The sequence below is a fragment of the Bacillota bacterium genome, from assembly GCA_024653485.1.
GTDB lineage: Bacteria > Bacillota > SHA-98 > UBA4971 > UBA4971 > UBA6256.
In genome coordinates, this window is the sequence record JANLFY010000005.1 from 102,331 (window position 1) to 119,927 (window position 17,597).

A 17,597-nucleotide genomic window follows, 5' to 3' on the forward strand; every position below is an offset into this window, starting at 1 on the left:
GCACGCTAGACCACCTTCATGCAGAACTCAGGACACGCCACCTGGCAATAACCGCAGAGCACGCACCGCGTCGTGTCCACCACGGCCCGCCCCGAACCACGCGATATAGTGAGCGCCCCGTGCGTGCACCTGGCGACGCATGTTCCGCAGCCGGTGCACCACGGCTCAATGATGAGCGCCTTGTTCTGGCGTGTGCGAGAGCGGAGCGCGTCGTCGGGGGTTCGACCCTCGAAGATGGCGAGGTCCATGCATAGCTCATCGAGGGTCTTCACTCCGACGGCTACCGAATCGACGAAGGGCAAGGCCAGCGTCCATGCGAGCGAGCCCTCCACGTCGCCGAGCAGGGCGCCGCCGCCCAACGCTTTCATGGAGTAGATGCCTTTCCCGGCAAAGCGCGCCTCCCGCACCGCCTCCAGCATGTCGGAGACCGTCCCATCGGCTATACCGATTCCCGACCTGTTCAGAAGGGGATGTATCACGTCTATTTCAGGCATCAAGGTCGCGGCTCTCACACAAGCCACATGATGGGTTGACACACCGATCGCCCGCACCTGCCCGGCCTGTCGCGCACGAACCAAGTACCGCAGGGCTTCTTGGTGCCCTTTCAAGGTGAGCGCCGACTCCTGCTCGTGAAGAAGAAAGATGTCTATGTGGTCTAAGCCCATGGACCGGAGCGCCCGCTCCACCGCCAGCCTCATCCCGTCATAAGTATAGTCGTAGGACTTGGAAGCGACCACGATTCGTTCCCGGTCGGAGGCCGACAGCCCGTCGTCTCCTGCGATCGCCTCACGGACATATTCGTATGTACCGTATAATTCGGCTGTGTCGATGAAATTGACCCCGGCTTCCACCGCCGCACGTATGAGCGATGCCCCCTGTTTCAAAGGCAACTTCGCCTGCAACGGCCCCATGGTCAAGGTGCCCAAGCACAACCTCGAGACGTGAAGTCCTGTGCTCCCGAGCGGTCTACGTTCCATGATCCGCGCTTCCGATCCCTCTCCGACCCTGATATCGCCCGACTTGACGATATGTGGCGGCTCTAGAGGCTCTTCGCCTCCGGCCGGCGCACGACCACCCGTATCCACAAGGGGAAGCGTGGTAAGCGTCCTGCGACGCCCCCAGCGGGCTGTATTGAGAACCCGGCTTCCCCATGCCGCTCCGAAAGCAAGGACTCGGCCTCACTGATGCTCATACCCGCGAGCTCCATCGCTAACTTGTCTACATCGACGCCTTCGGCGACAAGCGCGCGAGCGGCGGCTCGGATGACAGCGGTCTCGTCATCTACCCTCTTCACCTTACCCAGCCTCACCTCCACTTCAGGCGAGACCACACGAGCCTTGCCATCATCGAGCCCCAAACAGAATAGACCTCTCGCCACCCTCAACACGTCCTCTTCTCTCACGGCAAGCGCTTTGGCGTGGGTCCGGCAAGACGCGCGAAGCTGCGTGGACGGAGTAAGAGGAGCCTGGCTGAAAACCGGCTCCCCCAGTTCCGTGACGAGCGTCTCCCCAAGAACTCGAAAGCCCGCCGGCGCTCCTTCGACAAGCCTCGAGACGGCTGTCTTGGCAGCTTCCGCCGCGAGCCTCTTCCTGGCAGTCATGAGGTCGAGCGCGGACACCGCCGGTGTCACCGCATCCTCGCCACCCACAGTTGGCTCAGGATTCATCACTTTGAGGTGGGGCTTTGCCCCGTCCACCACCACCGTGATGCGCCCCGCCGCTACGTTCCCGTGCATCCCAGGCTCCTTCGCCTCCACGCTCGTCTTCGCCATCCCAGGATCAGCGTCAACGGTCACGCCCATGTAATGCCTCACGACGGACGCAGGAACGACTATGTCGGCCAGAGTGCGGAACCTCACGCCCGCCGCTGTGGCCACCACGGTGTCCCGAGGAACGCTCACGGGCCTCGGCGCATCGTTGATGAAAACCACGACCCCGCGCGCTTTCGTTGCTCCCGATCGGACCAATCCTGAAGCAGGCACCGTTGCTGATACCGTGAAAGAGGCCTGTACGACACGGGCCGGCACACAAGCGCCCTCAACGTCGATCTCGGTTGCGGCCATCGACGCCCTTATCTCGAACTCGCGGCGCACCTCCGATTCAGGTGCGGAGATCGCCACGGTTGCTCTCGGCCAAAGCATATACAGCGTCGCAAAGACGGACAAGGCGGTCAGGCCGACGACCGAGGCAAAACCTCTCCCCAGCCCCACCTGCGTCGGCAACCTACCGCCCGACCTCCCGAACCGGCCCGCCTTTCCGCGACTGCGTCGAGGCGTCTCCCGTGCGTCCCTGGTCCCCGTTTCGAAAGCCTCAGCCGACCTTGTCACGCCTATCTTCCTTCGAGATAGTACCTGACGAGTTCCTCGATGATCTCGTCCCGCTCCAGCTTCCGCACGAGGTTTCGGGCGCCTTTGTGGCTCGTTATGTAAGTGGGGTCCCCCGACATCAGATACCCGACGATCTGATTCGTAGGGTTGTACCCCTTCTCCTTCAAAGCCTGGTAAACCTCGAGCAGCAGCGCTCTGGCGCTCACCACGTCCTCAGGAACGACCCGAAACGTCTGAGTCTCATCAAAGGGCCCCTTCATCTCGGCGTCACGCCCCCCTGGCGCCGGCTTTGCCGAACGCCCCCCGTATTGACCCACCGAGCGTCTGTCCTGGATGACCCCGCGCTCAGTGCAGTAGCGCCCGCTCTATCGTAGCCATCGCTTTCCCCAGCGCGTCCTTCAGCTTGGTGACGTCCCTTCCGCCCGCCTGTGCCATGTCAGGACGTCCGCCACCGCCTCCGCCAGCAACTTCAGCCGCGGCCTTGACGATGTCGCCCGCGCGCAGGCCTCTGTCTATGAGATCTTTGGTGACCGTCGCCACAAACAGCACCTTACCCGAGGATCGAGACCCGAGGACCACGGCACCCGAGTGGACCCGAGCTCGAAGACCGTCTGCCAGCTCGCGCAGCGCGGCCGGGTCGAAGATCTCCGTCTCGGCCACGACGATCTTGGCTCCATCGACCTCGACCGCGCCCGCGAGGAGCGCGTCCACCTGCGACAGAGTCATCTTCGCTCGAAGTGACTCAATCTCTTTCTCACGTGCGCGGAGCTCCTGGGCCATCCTGGCCAGTTTCTGCGGAAGCTCCTCGGGTCGGCTTCTGACCTCTTCCGACGCCCTCTCCAGCAGCGTCTGCTGCGACCTCAGGAACTCGAGGGCGGCCCTTCCTGTCACGGCTTCCACACGTCGAACCCCTGCGGCCACCGCGGTCTCCGACAAGATCTTCACAAGCCCGATCTCGCCCGTGCGGCCGACATGCGTGCCGCCACACAGCTCGTTGCTGCAATCAGCTATCCCAACGACACGAACCCGTTCACCGTACTTCTCGCCGAACAATGCCATGGCCCCTATGGCCTTGGCCTCATCGAGCGTCATTTCCACCGGTCGGACAGGCACGTCTGCCAGCACCCAGCCCAGGACCATGTCTTCCACCTTGCGAATCTCTTCGTCCGTCATTGCCGAGTGATGGGAGAAATCAAACCTGAGCCGGTCGTCAGCAACGAGAGAGCCGGACTGGAACACATGATCACCGAGAACTCTCCGGAGCGCGGCATGCAGGAGGTGCGTGGCAGTGTGGTTTCGGGCTATCGCGAGGCGGCGTTCCCCGTCAACCTCTGCCTTCACCACGTCGCCCACGGCGATGCCGCCGTCCTCGACAGTGGCGTTGTGCACTGTGATAGCATCCGACGCCCGAACGGCCGTCGTGACCCGGGCCCTTCCAGCTTGCCCCGTTATGGTCCCCGAGTCTCCCACCTGCCCGCCGGCTTCCCCGTAGAAGGGCGTGACGTCGAGCACGATCTCCACGGTTTGCCCTATGTCCGCGCGGCTCACAGGCTCGCCGTCGACGAAGAGCGCTGACACCCTCGCGTCCGTCGAAGTCGTCTCGTACCCAACGAACTTCGTGGAAAGCCCGGACAGAGCTTGTGCCTTCGCCGTGGACAGATCGCCCATGTACCCGAGATCCTGCCGTGCAGCGCGCGCCCGCTCGCGTTGCTCTTTCATGGCGGCGGCAAACCCCGCCTCATCCACGGTCATGCCGCTCTCTTGGGCGATCTCCCGCGTGAGCTCCGCAGGAAAGCCAAACGTGTCGTAAAGCCTGAACGCTTCCTCCCCGGGGACCTCGTTCTTTCCCGCACTCCTGAGACCCTCAATGACATCCTGAAGGATGCTGGTACCCTGGTCTAGTCTGTCAATGAACCGCTCTTCCTCGATGGACAGGGTCTTGCGTATGTGATCTCTTCTCTCCACGAGCTCCGGGTACACTCCGCCCATGACGGAGGTTATGACGTCCGCGACGTCGGCGAGGAACGCCCGCGTGATGCCAAGGAGCCTTCCGTGGCGCACGGCGCGCCGAATCAGCCTTCGTAGAACGTATCCTCTTCCTTCGTTGGCAGGCAGCACCCCGTCAGCCACCAGAAAGGTCACAGCTCGCGCGTGGTCGGTGATGATCCTCACCGAAACGTCTGCGTCTCTTCCGTGCTCGCTGTCGCCTTTCCGCCGGCCTCGCTCCCCGTACACGACTCCACCCAACTCAGCGACCGCACGAGTCACGGGAGACACGGCGTCTGTGTCGAACACCGTGGGCACGCCCTGCATGACCGCGGCTACCCGATCAAGCCCCATCCCGGTATCGATGCCCTTCCGCTCCAGTGGAATGTAGTTGCCCGCCTCGTCGTGATGGAACTGTATGAATACGAGGTTCCATATCTCCATGAACCTGTCACAATCGCAGCCAAGCTCGCATCCGGGCCTTCCGCAGCCGAACTCCTCGCCCCTGTCCACGTGTATCTCGGAGCACGGGCCGCAGGGACCTACGCCTATCTCCCAGAAGTTGTCCTTCTTCCCAAAGCGCTTAATGCGCTCCGACGCGACCCCCACATCCTTGTTCCAAATCTCGAATGCTTCGTCATCGTCAAGGTATATCGTCACCCACAGCCTGTCCTCCGTCAGGCCCAGGTGCCTGGTGACGAACTCCCAGGCCCATGGGATCGCTTCTTTCTTGAAGTAGTCGCCGAACGAGAAGTTGCCCAGCATCTCGAAGAACGTTAGGTGGCGAGCCGTCTTCCCGACGTTATCTATGTCCAGGGTCCGCACGCACTTCTGACACGTCGTCACTCGCTGCGATTCGGGCTTCGCCGTGCCAAGGAAATAGGGCTTGAAGGGGACCATGCCAGCCCCTGTCAGGAGAAGCGTCGGGTCGTTCCTCGGTATGAGCGAGGCACTGGGCAGAGGCTTGTGCCCTTTCCCGATGAAGAACTCCCTGTACATGTTCCGAATCTCGCTGGTGGTGAAAGCCCTAGTCCCCGGTCTGACCTGCACAGCCCACATCCTCCCAGATCCAAGTTACCTTTATCATAGCGAATCGAACAGGGGGTGTCAACGCGACGCCCGCCGCGCCGCCAGCGCTACGCAGCCACAACATGAACGGAGTCGGCCCATCCCACTCCCGGGGGTCACGAGACCAGCCTGTCATGGAGGTATCTGAGTATGACCTTCACGACTGCCGCGGCTGGCACTGCCAGGAGGATCCCTGTGACCCCGAAGAGGTGACCGCCCGCGAGGACGGAGAATATCACTGCAACTGGATGAAGGCCCACCTGCTCACCGAGGATGTTCGGTCCGACCACGGCGCTCTCGAGCTGGTTCACGAGGACGAACAGGATTATCACATAGATCACGAGCACCGGCGACTCCAGCAGGGCGGAGATGACGGCGGGGATGGCCCCTATCACGGGGCCGAAATAGGGCACGATGTTGAAGATCCCGGCAACGATCCCGATCACCAACGCGAAGTCCACCCCGATGATGGACAGTCCCAAGAAAATGAGCACGCCGACCACCGCAGACACCAGGATCTGCCCCCTGACGAACGATCCCAGTGCCTGATCCACCTCGATGAGCAAGCCCACCACTTCGCTGCGCCATCTCGAGGGTATCCACGACAAGAGCCACATCTTGATCTCGGGGAAATCCATTGTGAAGTAGAAGGCCAGGACAGGAACGAGAATGAGCATGGTCATCTTGGGCAGGAGGCCGGGAAGAGCGCTCACGAAACGTCTCGCGAAGTCCGCCACCCCTTCCTCGGCCCTTCGGATGCCGTCGTCCACCGCGCCTTTCAGAGGCTCTGGTATGTTGAACCTGTTGAACCTCGTGTAGAACGCGACGAGCCTCGCTTGAACCCGCTGAGCCTGTTCGGGCAGCACGTCGGTGAGAGTCTCGAGCTGCGTGAGTAGCCTGGGAAACAGGTATACGCCCACAAGAGTGACGCAGAGCGTGAAGCCCACGTACACTACCAGGGTGCCGGCGCTTCTTGGCGCTCCCCGCTTTTCCAAGTAGGTTACCAGGGGATTCATGAGATACGAGAGGCCCAACGCGAGAACGAACGGCGCGAGCACGGCCCTCACCCGGAACAGGAACAACGCTACGGCCGCGACCAGGAGCACGTGGAGGAGCCATGGCAGGGCCCGGGACACCCATTCACGCCCTCGGGGGGTGACACTCCTATCTGCATCGTTCTCAGGCATGCGCGAGGCTCATCCCTCTACCTGCCGCCCACTGATCTCCTCTGGTGGAAACGCGCCGGGGCGCGTCAAGGCACCCCGGCTTGCCTAGTCGGCTCTGCCGAGCCTGAGGCGCCTCCCGGCTGCGCGGGTTTTCTCGCCCGCACCGACGATGCTCCTGCCCACCTGCGTGACCATTCGCCCCGCGGCTTTCGTGACCATGGCGCGCGCGGAACGAGCGGCGCGCATGTCCTCGGAGTCGGCGCCCATAAGAGTCCGTGCGCGAGCCCTGCGTGACCTGACATAGAAGTAGGCTCCTATGGCGGCGCCCGCCGCGCTACCAGCTATGATCGATCGCCAAAACCTGTTCATGCCAAACGCCTCCCTTTCAGGAGGCTAGTATGCCCCAATAAGGTGAGAATAATGGCCCAAGTGACCCAAGCCGCCCTCGCGTCGCCGGCGCTCACCTGCGGTCGGCTCCGGCTCGTCGCCATGATGCGCGTAGCCGTTTGGATATGACACCACCGCCTACCACGACGTCCCCGTCGTAGAACACCACTGATTGCCCGGGCGTGGCGGCTCTCTGTGGGGTTACGAAGCGCACCTCCACCGTCTCCGCCGCCTCGGCCGGGCCCGCTTCGCCCACTTCATCACGGAGGGGGCCCACTTGACTTAGCTCAGGGCCTGCTCGCTCGTCCCACCGCGCCGCGGCCTCTGACACCGGCGCCACCGTCGCGCTGACGCCCGGAGTGCGGTACCTGATCTTGGCCTCCACTCTTATCGGTGCTTCGAGCCTGTCGAAGGGTATCCAGTTGAGGCCTTGCGCCACGAGCCCCGCGTCCAGGAGATCGCCGGCTTTGCCCACTACCACGGCGTTCTCGGCCGGGTCGATGTCGACGACGTACAATGGCTCCGCCGAGGCGATCCCGAGGCCTTTACGCTGGCCGATCGTATAGAACGCCACGCCCTCGTGCTCGCCAACGACGTTCCCATCGAGATCGAGGATGGGCCCGTGCTTTGCGATCCCTGGGAGGTATTCTCTCAGGAAGCGCCTGTAGTCGTTGTCCGGAATGAAGCATATCTCCTGGCTCTCACGCTTTTCCGCAACGGGAAGCCCAAGAGACGCTGCCATGCCGCGGACCTCGTCCTTGGTGAAGTCGCCGATTGGAAAGAGCGTGTGGGCAAGCTCGTCCTGGGTCATCGAGTACAGTACGTACGTCTGATCCTTTTGCGGATCCTTGGCTCTGAGCAGCAGCCACCGCCCCGTCTCGGGGTCCTTGCGAACCCTGGCGTAATGTCCCGTGGCGACGAAGGCGGCTCCCATCTCTCTTGCCTTGCGGAGAAGATGCCCGAACTTGATGCGCTGGTTGCACCTTATGCAGGGATTCGGCGTGCGGCCGGATGCGTACTCTCGCGCGAAGTATGTTATTACCTCTTCCTCAAACCTCTCCCGGAAATTCAGCACATAATACGGAATGCCTATAATGGCGGCTACCCGGCGCGCGTCCTCGATCGCTGCCAGCGAGCAGCATCCGCCTTCGCTCTCGCCTACCGGCAGAAACCCCGGCCACACCTGCATGGTCGCACCGATGACCTCGAAGCCCCTCTCTTTGAGCACGGCCGCCGCGACGGAGCTGTCGACCCCGCCGCTCATCGCGACGAGCACGCGCTCCCGCCCGCCCACCTTCTCAGCCCCAGGCGCGCGACTCACCGACTCTCGCCAGCCACAAGCCTCTTCTCGCCCTCGGGGGCGACGGCGCGCTTTTTCGCCAAGTAGTCCTCGATTGCCTTGTGGAGCGCGTCCGCCGCAAGGTTCGAGCAGTGCATCTTGTTGGCGGGGAGTCCGTCCAGGGCCTCCGCCACCGCCTTGTTGGATATCTCCATGGCCTCTTCGAGCGTCTTGCCCTTGACCAGCTCCGTCACCATGCTGCTCGTGGCAATGGCCGCGCCGCACCCGAAGGTCTTGAACTTGGCCTCTACTATCCTGTTGTCCTCAACCTTTATGGACAGCTTCATGACATCGCCACAGATCGGATTGCCAACCATACCCACTCCGTCGGGATTCTCCACTTCCCCCACGTTCCTTGGGTTCGTGAAGTGGTCCATCACCTTCTGTGAGTACACGCGCTTCATCCCCTCTCCTCTCCGAGTCGCGACACGGGCAGACCGCGACGAATCTCGCGCCACGAAGCGGCCATCGTCCGCTCCGCTGCGATCGCGGGCACTTCCCGCATCCGCCCCGTCGCCGACCTTCGCTCCACCGTCGTCCTACGCCATGTCCCGCCGCGCCCCATCGCATCGAGCCGCTGGCTGCTGGCAAGCGCCGGGACGTGCCGCCACGCATGCGCCCGCTAGTGCTTGGCGGCGGGCTCGGGCGCTCCGGCGCACTTGTCGCAAGCGCCTGTCGCCGATCCGAGCTCTTGTCCGAACGGGGACATCGCCCGCAGCTTCTCCACTATCGCCGGCAAGTGCCCGAGGACGTAGTCAACTTCCTCTTCCGTGTTGTAGCGGCCTAGCGTCAGCCTGAGCGAGCCGTGCGCGACTTCGTGGGGAACGCCCATGGCTAGCAGCACGTGAGATGGCTCGAGCGACCCCGACGTGCACGCGGACCCGCTCGACCCGCACACGCCAAGCATGTCTAGGTTCAGAAGAAGCGATTCGCCCTCGATGAACTCGAAGCAGAAGCTCGCGTTTCCTGGGAGCCGCCTGGTCGGATGTCCGTTCAGCCTCACATGCCCGATGCGGTTCATTACCCCTTGAATCAGACGGTCGCGCAACCGGGATACCCGCTCCATCTCGGCGTCCATTTCCTCGGCGGCGAGCTCGAGCGCTTTCGCGAGTCCCACGATGCCCGCCACGTTCTCGGTGCCCGCCCTTCTGTTGCGTTCCTGTGCGCCGCCGTCGATATACCGCTCCATCCGCACGCCCCGCCTGACGTAGAGCGCCCCAACACCCTTTGGGCCGTAGAACTTGTGTGCTGAGAGAGACAGCAGGTCCACGCCCAGGCGCTTCACGTCGATGGGTATGTGCCCCGCGGTCTGGACGGCGTCGGTGTGGAGGTAAACGCCGTGCCTTTTCGCGATCTCCGCTATCTCCTCGATGGGCTCGATCGTGCCCACCTCGTTGTTGGCGTGCATTATCGAGATGAGAATCGTCTTGTCGGTTATGGCCGCCTCAACGTCAGCGGGGTCGACCATCCCGTATGCGTCCACTGGGAGGTATGTCGCGCGGAACCCGTGCTTTTCCAGGCGCTTCACGCTATCGAGGACCGCGTGGTGCTCGATGGACGACGTTATTATGTGGTTGCCCCTCTCCCTGTTGGCGAAGGCCACCCCTTTGATCGCCGTGTTGTCCGCCTCGGTGCCGCTCCCCGTGAATACTATCTCCTTCGGGTCAGCTCCCAGGATCGCCGCGACCCTTTCGCGCGCTCCATCCAAGGCGGCTCTTGAAACGCGGGCTATCCCGTAAATGCTCGACGGGTTTCCGTACTCGTCGCCAAGGTACGGCAACATAGCTTGGACCACTTCCCGGCGGGGCTGGGTGGTGGCCGCATTGTCAAAGTATATAGTCCTCACTTGATATCAGCTCCTGCTCACTGTGGTACTCAAGGGCTGGGAGCGTCGACCGTCTAGCGCCTCTGCTCCTCGGGACCCTTGCCTGCCTCGAGCGGCATGGGGTTCAATCTCTATCTCGGCGTCACCAACTCATAGTGTTGCCACCCGACCTCTCGCTTACCGCGACACCGCACGGCTCAAGAGACGCCCTCCGATCGGGCCCGGGCATCCCCTCGTGTTCCCACGGATACGCTAGCGCAGCCCGGCGCCGCTTTGCACGATCCGCACCGTCCGGCGGCGAATCCCGCAGCCTCGTCGCAGAGGTCACTGAGGCTGATGGAGTCAAGCACCCTGTTCATGCAGTCCTTGAGCTTCTTCCACACGAGACGCATAGTGCACTCATCCGCTCGCTCGCACGTTTCCGCCGGGTCTCCGTCGGCCACGCATTCAGCTGGGTCTATGGGTCCCTCGAGCACCCTCACTATGTCGCCGATGGTGATCTGCGACGGAGGCCTCGCGAGCTCGTAGCCGCCCTGCGCACCTCGCGAGCTCGTCACGAGGCCGGCGCGCCGCAAGCCCGCCATGAGCTGCTCGAGGTAGTGCTCGGAGACATCCTGACGCTCCGCGGTGGATTTCAGGGAAACGGGGCCTTCACCGTAGCGGAGGGCAAGGTCGTACATTGCCCGCACGCCGTACCTGCCCCGCGTGGACAGCCTCACCGCTCTCACCCTCCCTGTGTCAAAGTCCCGCCCGGGAAAGGAATTCCGACTAAACTCGTTGGGATTTCAACACCACTATAGCATGATCGGGGAGTCGTGTCAACGGCGCCGCCTGTGTCATCGCGCTCTAGTCGCGGCTCCTCCGCCCACCCGCCTCGAACGTACCTCAGCCGACCGGACAGCTCGTGCGTCCCGCGCGGCGCTTCAGATGCCGCGCTATTCGTTCGCTCTCACTGCCCCTCGCCATTTGGCGAGACGGTCCGCGATCTGCCTTTCGTACCCGTTCGACGACGGTTCATAGTACACCCTACCGAGGAGGGTATCGGGAAGATACTGCTGCGTTACGAAGTGACCTGGGAAGTCATGGGGATACTTGTACCCGACGCCGTGGCCAAGCCGAGCGGCACTCCCGTACGAGGCGTCCCTTAGGTGAGCAGGCACCTCTCCCGACCGTTCTTTCCTCACGTCCTCGGTCGCGCGCCCGATGGCGACACACGCTGCATTGCTCTTCGGGGCGGTGGCAACGTAGATGGCGGCCTGGGCCAAGGGCAGCTTTGCCTCGGGCCATCCCACAAACCTCACTGCCCAGCATGCGGCACACGCGACGAGAAGGGCGTGCGGGTCCGCACACCCCACGTCCTCGGCTGCCTGTACCAGTATTCGCCTGGCGATGAATTCGGGGTCCTCGCCAGCTTCCACCATCCGTGCAAGCCAGTAAATCGCCGCATCAGGGTCTGATCCCCTCATGCTCTTGATGAAGGCGGATATTGTGTCGTAGTGCGCGTCGCCGTCGCGATCGTATGCGAGAGCGCGTCTCTGGATGGAGTCCTCCGCCACCTGGAGAGTGATCCGCCGGACGCCGCGCGCGTCAGGAGGCGTGGTGAGAACCGCGAGCTCGATGGCGTTCAAAGCGGATCGCGCGTCGCCGTTCGCCATGCTGACTATGTGATCGAAGGCGTCATCATCGATCTCAACGGACAACCCTCCCAATCCGCGCTCGCTGTCTTCGAGGGCACGGCGGAGGATAGCGGCAATGTCCGCATTTGTGAGCGGTTCCAGCCGGAACACCCGCGACCTGGACACGAGGGGCGCGTTGACCTCGAAGAAGGGGTTCTCCGTGGTGGCTCCGATGAAGATGACGATTCCGTTCTCCACCGCGGGAAGGAGCACGTCTTGCTGGGATCGGTTGAACCTGTGAACCTCGTCGATGAACAGAATGGTTCTCTTCCCGTGCATCCCCAGCCTTTGCTCCGCCTCGGCCGCGACCCGTCTTATGTCGGCTACGCCTGCCGTGACCGCGTTGACCTGCTCGAAGTGGGCTCTTGTCATGTTCGCGATCACCATTGCAAGGGTTGTCTTGCCGGTCCCCGGCGGCCCATATAGGATTATGGACGCAAGCCGGTCCGCCTCGATGGCCCTCCGAAGAAGCCTGCCAGGGCCAATGATGTGATCTTGTCCGACGAACTCGTCCAGGTTCCTCGGACGCATCCGCGCAGCGAGCGGCGCATCGCGCCGCAACGTCTCCCTAGCCTCGCGACCGAACATGTCGACGTCCACGTCCGGATACACCTCCGGTAGCCTCGTCCGGTAGCCCCCGATCGGGCGCTGCTTCTCGTGAGCCGCGTCGGGTGGGGCGAGCGTGTGTTCCCATTGTCATTGTTGCACACCAGAGCCCGTGTTTCAATGCACCGCACGCTACACGCGCACGCTTCCGACGCGAGGCTTGCGGAGGGTCTTGAGTGGCAGGGATTACCGCGGCGCGGTGTGCCGCGGCACGGCCTTCGACCATCGCGTGAGCGCAACGAGAAGAAAAAGAAGACCCCACCGTGCCGTCTTACCGGTAACATCTCATATCCCTGCGCCCTGCAGGTGGGTGCCCTCCCAGGTGGTTTACGTGTCCGCACCACCGCGGCATACGCGCCGCACCCGGAGGCCGGGCTCCCTTTCATATGGTGTTGGAACAGAAGTTACCAGCACCACATCGCACACGGTAGGGTCCATGGCTCTTCATTTGTGCACCACGGTAATGATACCACAGGACTCAGCGGATTTCAAGATTCTTGCGCGTCACCGGCAGCGGCAGCTCTCTCCGCGTCTACGACCTCTATGTGAAGCTCTTTGAGCTGTTCTCGGGATACCGGTCCTGGCGCCCCTGTCATCGGGCATACGGCGCGCTGCGTCTTGGGGAACGCGATGACATCTCGTATGGTCTTGCGGCCTGCGAGGAGCATCACTACCCGGTCGAACCCAAGCGCGATGCCGCCGTGAGGTGGCGCGCCGTACTCGAACGCTTCCAGCAGGAACCCGAACTTGTCCTGCGCTTCCTGCGGTCCGAGGCCGAGAGCCCTGAATATCCTCTCCTGAATGTCGCGCCGATGCACCCTTATGCTCCCACTCCCGAGCTCCACTCCGTTCATGACAAGGTCGTACATGTTGGCGCGCACTTCCAAGGGACTCGTCTCGAGGAGGTCAAGATCCTCGCCCAGTGGGGCCGTGAACGGGTGGTGAACCGCCACGATCCTCCCCTCCTCCTCGCTGAACTCCAGCAGGGGAAAGTCGACGACCCATGCGAATCCGATCGTGTCTTGGGGAATCATGCCCAGCCTCGATCCCAGGTGAAGGCGCAACCGGCCCAAGACGTTCTGAACCACGGGGCGGGGCCCGGCTGAGATCAGGATGAGATCCTGGTCTGCAGCGCGAGTCAGCCGCGCTATCTCCTGAAGCTCCGCATCGGACAGGAATTTGCCGACGGCTGAGCGGAACTGGAGACCGCCCCCCTCGCCCTGGGACACCGCGATCGACACGAGCCCCTTGGCACCGAACGTCTTCGCCAATTCCTCGAGCTCATCGATGTCCCTGCGCGAAAAGCCCGCGCAGCCCGGCGCCACTATGGCAGCCACCTTGCCGCCTCCCGCCACGGCGTCGCGGAACACCCTGAACGCTGATCCCCCCACAGCCTTGCCGATGTCGAACAGCTCCATGCCGAACCTCGTGTCGGGCTTGTCCGATCCATACCTTTCCATGGCTTCCGCGTAGGACAGCCGCGGGAAAGGCGTAGCCACGCGGAGCCCCAGGGTTTCCTCCATGCATGCGGCCATCATGTCCTCAGTTAGGGCTAGCACGTCGTCGCGATCCGCGAAAGACATCTCGATGTCTATCTGCGTGAATTCCGGTTGCCGGTCGGCCCTGAGGTCCTCGTCTCGAAAGCACCGCGCGATCTGGAAATAGCGGTCGAACCCGGCCACCATGAGAAGCTGCTTGAAAAGCTGCGGCGACTGCGGCAGGGCGTAGAACTTGCCTGGGTTGAGCCTGCTGGGCACGACATAGTCCCGCGCTCCCTCGGGCGTGCTCTTGATGAACATCGGCGTCTCAACCTCGATGAACCCCCGCGAATCAAGGAACCGCCGCACGGCCATGGTGAGCTTGTGCCTGAAGATGAGGTTGCGCTGCATGTCAGGCCTGCGGAGGTCGAGGTACCTGTACCGAAGCCGGAGCAACTCGTCCGCGTCGAGATCCTCCGCGATGTAGAATGGAGGAGTCTTCGACTTGGATAGGACCTCGACCCCATCGGCCACGACATCGACCGTCCCGGTGGGGATCGACGGGTTCTCGGTCCCGGGCGGGCGCCTTTCGACCGTGCCCCAGACCAAGATGACGTCCTCGCTGCCCAGTTTCTCCGCTGTGTCGTGGGCGTCCCTCGCCACCATTGGGTTGAACACGATCTGGACGAGCCCTGAGCGGTCCCTAAGGTCGATGAACACGAGACCTCCCAGATCCCTTCGCCTGGCAACCCACCCGGCCACCGTAACCCTCTCCCCAACGACACGCTCGGAAAGCTCCCCTGCCATGTGCGTCCTCTTCTGCATTAGCCTCACTTCTCCGTGCATCCGCCTGGAGTCTTGGTCCAGCGGTTGATACCCTGTGCCTCGTCGCGATAAACCTCGCCCGGCGCCGACCCGCGACCGGGCGCGCCGGGCCTTTCAGAGGTTCCCCTCGTCTGTCGCCTACCTTCACTCTCCCACCCTGAAGACGGCCTGACGCCGGGGGCTGGATGGTCGCCGCCGGTCGTCCATCACCCTACCGCCAATCTACCGCGCCGTTCCCGCCTTCCGAAAGGACTCTCACGAGTTCGGAGAGAGCCACCCTGGACTGCTCGCCGGTGGACATGTCTTTCACGGTCGCCATCCGAGCCTCCAACTCCTCCGCTCCAAGGATGACGACCTTGCGAGCTCCACACCTGCCAGCATGCTTCATCTGAGCCTTGAGGCTCCTATTCATGTAGTCGAGGTCCGCGGGCACCCCCCGCGCGCGAAGGGCGTTCACGAGCCTGAACCCCTCTGCCCTGGCCTCCATGCCCACGATTGCGACGAAGACCACGATGCCCGCGCCTGTTTCCGCCTCCACCGGCGGTGAGCCCAACGCACGGAGAACCATGACTGCTCTCTCGATCCCCGCCGCGAACCCCACCCCAGGGGTGTGCTTCCCGCCGAGGTCCTCGGCGAGCCCGTCGTACCGTCCCCCGCCGCCCAGCACGTCCTGGGCGCCGAGGCTGCCGTGGACCACCTCAAAGACGGTCTTGGTATAGTAATCGAGTCCGCGCACGATGCGCGAGTCGATCTCGTGGTCAAGCCCCAGATTCTCAAGATACCTCGTAACATCGTCGAAGTGCTTTCTGCATTCTTCGCACAGGAAGCCGAATATCGTGGGCACGTTCCCCGAGATCTCGCGGCACGTCTCATTCTTGCAGTCAAGGATGCGGAGCGGGTTGCGCCCCAGCCTACGACGACAATCAGGGCAAAGATCGTCCGCCCGTGCCTCCACCGCTCTCGCTAGGGCTTCCTTGTAGCGAGGCCGGCACTGGGGGCAGCCTATGGAGTTGAGATGAACCACGAAACCGGATAGCCCGAGACGTCTGTACACATCGACGAGTATCGAGACGACCTCGGCGTCGAGGGCAGGGTCGGGCGAGCCTATGGCCTCCACACCGAATTGCGTGTGCTGTCTGAACCTCCCCGACTGGGGACGCTCGTAACGGAACATGGGACCGATGTAGTACATCTTCACCGGCTGCGGCAGCGTCCTCATGTTGTGCTCCAAGTACGCGCGCATACACGGGGCCGTGCCCTCGGGGCGCAACGTCATGCTTCGTCCGGCCTTGTCTTCGAAGGTGTACATCTCCTTCTCGACTATGTCAGTGACAGCGCCCACCCCGCGCTCGAAGAGCTCAGTGTGCTCAAAGATGGGTGTACGGATCTCTCCGTATCCCGCAGCTCGACACACTTCGCGCACCGCTCTTTCCACACGGAGCCACAACTCCGACTCCCCTGGAAGGATGTCGGCGGTACCCCTCGGCGCTTTCAACTCGCCCATCGGCCGGCCTCCTCGATCTCAGCAGATTCTGCCACATCAGGCGCGGGACGCACGGACGTCTCGACTCCCCGGCGCTCCCGACCACCTGGGGCGTCAGACGCTTCGGTCCCGGTGGCATCTGAACCGACAGACACCGCCCCGAATTAGCTCCCGTTCGGAGACCCGGAGCCTGATCCGGTAGGAGCCTTTGCCGCACCGCTCCTGCGTTCCAGCAACCCTCTGATCTCCGATACTTTCTCGTTCTCAGCTTTGGCATCGTCATTCATGCCCATGCTCTGAAAGAGCGACTCGAGGCGAATGTGCAGGAGGATGTCAAGCCCGCCGTGTTCGGAGGCCGCTTTGAGCTCATGCCTGGCTTTCTCGCGAGCGCCAGCGTCCCGGTACACGGTTCCCAGGAGGAGCCTGATGTACGGCTCCTCCGGATAGACGTCCCGCGCCTTTTCCAGAGCTTGCGTCGCCCCGGCGAGGTCTTTCTTTCCGAGGTGTGCTTGGGCGAGCCCGACATAGAGATAAGCGTTGTCAGGCTGTTTCTTGATGGCCTCGCCGTACTCGGCGATGGCTTCGTCATATGCTCCCTCTTGGAGCTTTTTCACGGCCCGTATCTCAGGGTCGAATATCTCTATCTTGGCGTTCTTTCGCAGGCCATCAAGCCACGCGACGAGGGCGTCCTGCCTCGCCTCGGCCTCGAGCCGTTCTCGTATTCCCGCCCTCTTTCCTTCGAACTCCTGTCCCTCCGCCGGCTTGCCCGTCTCCTTAGTATACGCCGCCTTGACAGCGTCTTCAGACACGGAGACACTGGACGTCACGAGCGAGAACATGGTCTGCACGGCCAGAGAGTCCCGAATCTGTCTCTTGAGATCGCTCGCCGTGAGATTGTTCTCTTTGAGAGCTGCGCGGAACGCCTCGTCATTCGGAAATGCGTCTCTCTGCCGTTTGAGCTCGGCCTCGACTTGCTTGGCAGGGACCTGGATTTTCTCCTTCTTTATGGCCTCGCTGATGAGCACGCTGTTTATGAGCTGTTCGACCGCGGACGCTCGGATCGGCCCCCTCGTCTCCGGAAGAACCCGGCCCGTGTTCTCGTATTCCTCCAGAAGAGCATCCTTGAAGCGGCTGTCCACGACCTCCCAGCCTATTCTCTTGCCGTCGACGCTAGCGACTATCCCTGCCTCGCTTTCGGACGGGCGTCTCATGAAGACTGTCCCTGTGTACGCAAGCCCTCCGACAAAAGTCACCGATATGACTATGATGATAGCTTTCGCCAGTCTCGAGCCCTTCTTCCCCCGAAAGCCCCGGAACAAGAGCATCTCCTCCAATCATAGGCAGTACGCTGTGATTCTAACCGACCCCCGGCGCGCCTGTCAATCACGTCGCCAAGACGCGTTCACGACCTCGTCACCGGCTTTCCCTTCCG

Annotated in this window: 14 protein-coding genes and 1 other RNA gene; all 15 read right to left on the reverse strand. The window is 62.8% G+C overall.

Annotation, left to right across the window (positions count from 1 at the left end):
• Positions 1–5: 5 nt before the first annotated feature.
• The 15 genes from NUW12_05365 to NUW12_05435 all read right to left on the reverse strand — a co-directional run bounded on the left by NUW12_05365 (position 6) and on the right by NUW12_05435 (position 17,484).
• A complete protein-coding gene (locus NUW12_05365) occupies positions 6–977 on the reverse strand; it encodes an aldo/keto reductase (GenBank protein MCR4402200.1) in 972 nt (323 codons plus the stop codon).
• Between the two features lie 62 nt (positions 978–1,039).
• Positions 1,040–2,221: a baseplate J/gp47 family protein gene (locus NUW12_05370; protein ID MCR4402201.1), complete on the reverse strand. Its 1,182-nt coding sequence runs from the start codon at positions 2,219–2,221 to the stop codon at positions 1,040–1,042.
• 107 nt (positions 2,222–2,328) lie between these two features.
• Positions 2,329–2,586 (reverse strand): IreB family regulatory phosphoprotein, encoded by a 258-nt coding sequence (locus tag NUW12_05375; GenBank protein MCR4402202.1) that lies wholly within the window; start codon positions 2,584–2,586, stop codon positions 2,329–2,331.
• A gap of 85 nt (positions 2,587–2,671) precedes the next feature.
• On the reverse strand, positions 2,672–5,311 hold the full coding sequence (gene alaS / locus NUW12_05380) for an alanine--tRNA ligase (GenBank protein MCR4402203.1): 2,640 nt from the start codon (positions 5,309–5,311) through the stop codon (positions 2,672–2,674).
• A gap of 185 nt (positions 5,312–5,496) precedes the next feature.
• Complete coding sequence (locus tag NUW12_05385) at positions 5,497–6,567, reverse strand: AI-2E family transporter (GenBank protein MCR4402204.1); 1,071 nt, start codon at positions 6,565–6,567, stop codon at positions 5,497–5,499.
• Positions 6,568–6,651: 84 nt separating this feature from the next.
• On the reverse strand, positions 6,652–6,915 hold the full coding sequence (locus tag NUW12_05390) for a hypothetical protein (protein ID MCR4402205.1): 264 nt from the start codon (positions 6,913–6,915) through the stop codon (positions 6,652–6,654).
• A 91-nt stretch (positions 6,916–7,006) separates the two neighbouring features.
• Positions 7,007–8,254, reverse strand: coding sequence for a tRNA 2-thiouridine(34) synthase MnmA (mnmA, locus tag NUW12_05395; protein MCR4402206.1), 1,248 nt, complete (start codon positions 8,252–8,254; stop codon positions 7,007–7,009).
• Positions 8,251–8,667 carry a Fe-S cluster assembly scaffold protein NifU gene (gene nifU / locus NUW12_05400; protein MCR4402207.1) on the reverse strand — a complete coding sequence of 139 codons (417 nt, stop codon included), beginning with the start codon at positions 8,665–8,667 and terminating at the stop codon, positions 8,251–8,253. Before nifU ends, mnmA begins: the two co-directional genes overlap by 4 nt.
• Before the next feature lie 227 nt (positions 8,668–8,894).
• Positions 8,895–10,118 (reverse strand): cysteine desulfurase NifS, encoded by a 1,224-nt coding sequence (gene nifS, locus NUW12_05405; GenBank protein MCR4402208.1) that lies wholly within the window; start codon positions 10,116–10,118, stop codon positions 8,895–8,897.
• Between the two features lie 176 nt (positions 10,119–10,294).
• On the reverse strand, positions 10,295–10,816 hold the full coding sequence (locus NUW12_05410; protein MCR4402209.1) for an Rrf2 family transcriptional regulator: 522 nt from the start codon (positions 10,814–10,816) through the stop codon (positions 10,295–10,297).
• Positions 10,817–11,032: 216 nt separating this feature from the next.
• On the reverse strand, positions 11,033–12,361 hold the full coding sequence (locus NUW12_05415; GenBank protein MCR4402210.1) for an AAA family ATPase: 1,329 nt from the start codon (positions 12,359–12,361) through the stop codon (positions 11,033–11,035).
• A gap of 269 nt (positions 12,362–12,630) precedes the next feature.
• Positions 12,631–12,816, reverse strand: a non-coding RNA gene (gene ssrS, locus NUW12_05420) — 6S RNA.
• A 51-nt stretch (positions 12,817–12,867) separates the two neighbouring features.
• Positions 12,868–14,682, reverse strand: a complete 1,815-nt coding sequence (gene aspS / locus NUW12_05425) for an aspartate--tRNA ligase (protein ID MCR4402211.1) — start codon at positions 14,680–14,682, stop codon at positions 12,868–12,870.
• 211 nt (positions 14,683–14,893) lie between these two features.
• Positions 14,894–16,186, reverse strand: coding sequence for a histidine--tRNA ligase (gene hisS / locus NUW12_05430; protein ID MCR4402212.1), 1,293 nt, complete (start codon positions 16,184–16,186; stop codon positions 14,894–14,896).
• Between the two features lie 143 nt (positions 16,187–16,329).
• Positions 16,330–17,484 carry a SurA N-terminal domain-containing protein gene (locus tag NUW12_05435; GenBank protein ID MCR4402213.1) on the reverse strand — a complete coding sequence of 385 codons (1,155 nt, stop codon included), beginning with the start codon at positions 17,482–17,484 and terminating at the stop codon, positions 16,330–16,332.
• Positions 17,485–17,597: the final 113 nt, after the last annotated feature.